3 protein-coding genes are annotated in these 3,544 nt (G+C 67.4%); all 3 read right to left on the reverse strand.

What is annotated here, in order from left to right:
• A partial coding sequence (locus JHD07_RS35460) for a translation initiation factor IF-2 N-terminal domain-containing protein (protein ID WP_291630659.1) occupies window positions 1-1,618 on the reverse strand: 1,618 nt, incomplete at its 3' end.
• Window positions 1,619-1,688: 70 nt separating this feature from the next.
• Window positions 1,689-2,372 carry an RNA-binding protein gene (locus tag JHD07_RS35465; protein ID WP_291630660.1) on the reverse strand — a complete coding sequence of 228 codons (684 nt, stop codon included), beginning with the start codon at window positions 2,370-2,372 and terminating at the stop codon, window positions 1,689-1,691.
• A 60-nt stretch (window positions 2,373-2,432) separates the two neighbouring features.
• Window positions 2,433-3,544 (reverse strand): transcription termination factor NusA (nusA, locus tag JHD07_RS35470; protein ID WP_291630662.1); only part of this gene is annotated, 1,112 nt, incomplete at its 5' end.

Here is a 3,544-nt window from a genome sequence, read left to right on the forward strand (position 1 = left end):
CTTCGACGTCGACGACTTCGCCGCCGAAGGATTCCACCTGCACCTCGTGCTGGAGCAGCTCGGTGCGGACGCGCTCGGGCTTGGCGTCCGGCTTGTCGATCTTGTTGATGGCGACGATGATCGGCACCCGCGCCGCCTTGGCGTGGTTGATGGCTTCGACCGTCTGCGGCATCACGCCGTCATCGGCCGCGACCACCAGCACGACGATGTCGGTGACCTTGGCGCCGCGGGCGCGCATCGCGGTGAACGCGGCGTGGCCGGGCGTGTCGATGAAGGTGATCTTCTTGCCGCTCTCGGGCGACACCACCTGATAGGCGCCGATATGCTGCGTGATGCCGCCGGCTTCGCCGGAGACGACGTTGGCGTGGCGCAGCGCATCGAGCAGCGAGGTCTTGCCGTGGTCGACGTGACCCATCACGGTCACGACGGGCGAGCGCGTCTCGGTGTCGGTGGAGTCGTCGACGATGTCGAACAGGCCTTCTTCGACGTCGGCTGCCGCAACGCGCTTGACGGTGTGGCCGAGCTCTTCGGCGATCAGCTGGGCGGTATCGGCGTCGATCACATCGGTGATCTTGTGCATCGCGCCCTGCTTCATCAGCATGCGGATGACGTCCACCGCACGCTCTGACATGCGGTTGGCGAGTTCCTGGATGGTGATCGCCTCCGGGATCGTGACTTCGCGGATCAGCTTTTCCTTCGGCTCGTTCGAGGCGTGGCCCTTCAGGCGCTGGGTGCGGCGGCGGAACGAGGCGATCGAGCGCTCACGGACCTCGTCGGCATTGAGCGCGGTGACGACCGTCAGGCGGCCGCGCTCTTTCTGCGGGCCGGGCTTGTGGGTGGTCTTGGGGGCAGCCACAGGACGCGCGGCGCCGCCGGGACCGCGACGGATCTGGCGCGGACCGTCGTCCTCGTCGGGGCCGGCCGCAACCGCAGGAGCGCGCCCCACAGGGCCCGTTGGCCGCTGCGTGGTCGTTGCCGGGCGCGCAGTGGTGGTCGCCGCAGGTCGCGCCGTGTTCGGCGCGGGACGCGGAGAGCTCGTCACCGGAGCTGCCGCTGCGGGCCGCGCGGCCGCCGGCTGCTCGCCTTCGCCGAAGCGCTTCTTGGCTTCGGTCTCGGCCTTGCGCTTGGCTTCGTCCTCGTGGCGATGCCGCTCTTCCTCGGCCTTGCGACGGGCTTCGGCGGCCTCGCGCTCGACGCGCTCGGCGGCCTCGCGGACGGCGCGGCGCTGGGCCTCTTCCTCGGCCTGACGGCGCTCCTCGACCTCGCGCAGCTTGGCATCGGCCAGCGCGCTGGCGCGCGCCGAGCGCTCGTCCTCGGTGAGGGTACGCAGCACCACGCCGGAACCGGCGTTGCGCGGCGGGGCGGACTGCGCCGGGCGCGACGGCGCGGTGGGTGCGGCCGGCGCCGGCTTTGCCGCGGGCTTTGCCGTCACCTCGGGCGCGTGCGGCTCGGGTCCGTCGCCGATGCGGCGCTTGCCGCGCTTCTCGACCACGACCTGCTTGCTACGGCCATGGCTGAAGCTCTGGCGTACGGTGCCCGTTTCGACGCGCGGCTTGAGCGATAGCGTCTTGCTCGGAACGCTCAGCTTCTTGTCGCCAGGGGTCTTGGTATCAACCATTCAGCAGTCCTAATCCTGATTTGTCAGTGTTGTGCGTTGCCGCACCATCCAATCGGGTCGTCGTTGTCTCTCAGAAATCCTGGCCGGGTTTTTCGGCAGTCCTGTCGTCGTCCGCCATCCGGTATCGGACCAGCATCTGGCTACGTGACAGGAATGACTTGCTCGCCGGGCCCGCGAGCAGGGCAGCATGTATCACATTTGACCGGGTCAGTGCCAAATCCAATTCTATCGATTTCAGTACGGTGACGACGGGAATCTGCGGCGGAGCGCCGCGATTTCCGGCATTTTGACGCGCCAGCACGTCCAATTTGCGGATTCCGTCCGCGGCCCCGTCGCTGGCATGGATCAGGACCTCGACCGTGCCTTCCCGAAGGGCGCTCTCGACCTTGCCGAAGCCGGCCACAACCTGGCCCGCCTTGGCGGCGATCCCAAGGGCTTCCGTCACGCTCCGAACCAGGAGCGTCTCGATGTCGGCGGGAAGCGTCTGAAGGGGGCGCAGGTCGCGCTTGAAGGCCTTGCTGAATTGGTGACGCCGCACGGCTTCCGCAACCACCTTCCGCGAGGCGGTGATCCACATGCCGCGCCCGGGCAGCTTGCGCTTGAGATCGGGAACCACGTCTCCTTGCGGCGAGATGACGAAGCGGATCAGCTCGTCGATCGGCCGGACCTCGCGGCTGACCGCGCACATCCGCATGGTCGCGGACCTTTCGGTCCGCGGCCCATGGTCGAGTTCGCTGTCAACGCTGGCAAGCATCCGGGCGACATTCTCCTTGGCTCTCTAAGTCGCGTGGTCTTGACGCATGATGGACACGCCCTAAGCCGGCTGATCCTCGGTCGCCTCGGCCTCTTCGGGCTTGGCGAGATCGGCCTCGGTGATCCAGCCGGCCTTGACGCGGGCCTGCATGATCATCGCTTCGGCGTCGTCACGGGAGATGTCGACGCCGTCGAGCGCGCCGGCGTGCTTGGTCGGCTCGCTGCCTTCCTTGCGCTCGGTCCATCCGACCAGATCGTCGGTGGCGCAGCCGGCGAGGTCGTCGACCGTCTTGATGTCGTTCTCGCCGAACTTCACCAGCATCTTCGAGGTCACGCCGGGCACGTCCTTGAGGGCGTCCTCGACGCCGAGCTCCTTGCGCCGGGTCTCGAGCTCCGCTTCCTGCTGCTCCAGATATTCGCGGGCGCGGTTCTGCAGCTCCTGTGCGGTCTCCTCGTCGAATCCCTCGATCCCGGCGAGTTCCTTGACGTCCACCATCGCGAGTTCCTCGACGGAGGTGAAGCCTTCCGACGCCAGCAGCTGGCCGACCACTTCGTCGACGTTGAGCGATTCCATGAAGACGCGGGTGGAGTTCTCGAAGTCGGCCTGGCGGCGCTCCGATTCCTCCTGCTCGGTCAGGATGTCGATGTCCCAGCCGGTGAGCTGCGAGGCGAGGCGCACGTTCTGGCCGCGGCGGCCGATCGCGAGCGAAAGCTGGTTGTTGGTGTCGGGCACCACGACCTCGATGCGCTCGCGGTCCTCGTCGATGACGACCTTGGAGACTTCGGCCGGTGCCAATGCGTTGACCACGAAGGTCGCGATGTCGGGCGACCAGGGGATGATGTCGATCTTCTCACCCTGCAGCTCGTTCACCACGGCCTGCACGCGCGAGCCGCGCATGCCGACGCAGGCGCCGACCGGATCGACCGAGGAATCACGCGAAATCACGCCGATCTTGGCGCGCGAGCCGGGATCGCGGGCCACCGCCTTGATCTCGACGATGCCGTCATAGATTTCCGGCACTTCCTGCGCGAACAGTTTTGCCATGAACTGCGGATGGGTGCGCGAGAGGAAGATCTGCGGGCCTCTCGTTTCGCGGCGGACGTCGAAGATGTAGGCACGGACGCGGTCGCCGTTGCGGAACACTTCGCGCGGCAGCATCTCGTCGCGGCGGA

This window comes from Bradyrhizobium sp. (assembly GCF_016462955.1).
Classification (GTDB): domain Bacteria; phylum Pseudomonadota; class Alphaproteobacteria; order Rhizobiales; family Xanthobacteraceae; genus Bradyrhizobium.

What these genes read in the sequence shown, in the direction of transcription:
- JHD07_RS35465 (WP_291630660.1), bottom strand. Translation starts at nt 2,372, where the DNA reads ATGCTTGCCAGCGTTGACAGCGAACTCGACCATGGGCCGCGGACCGAA.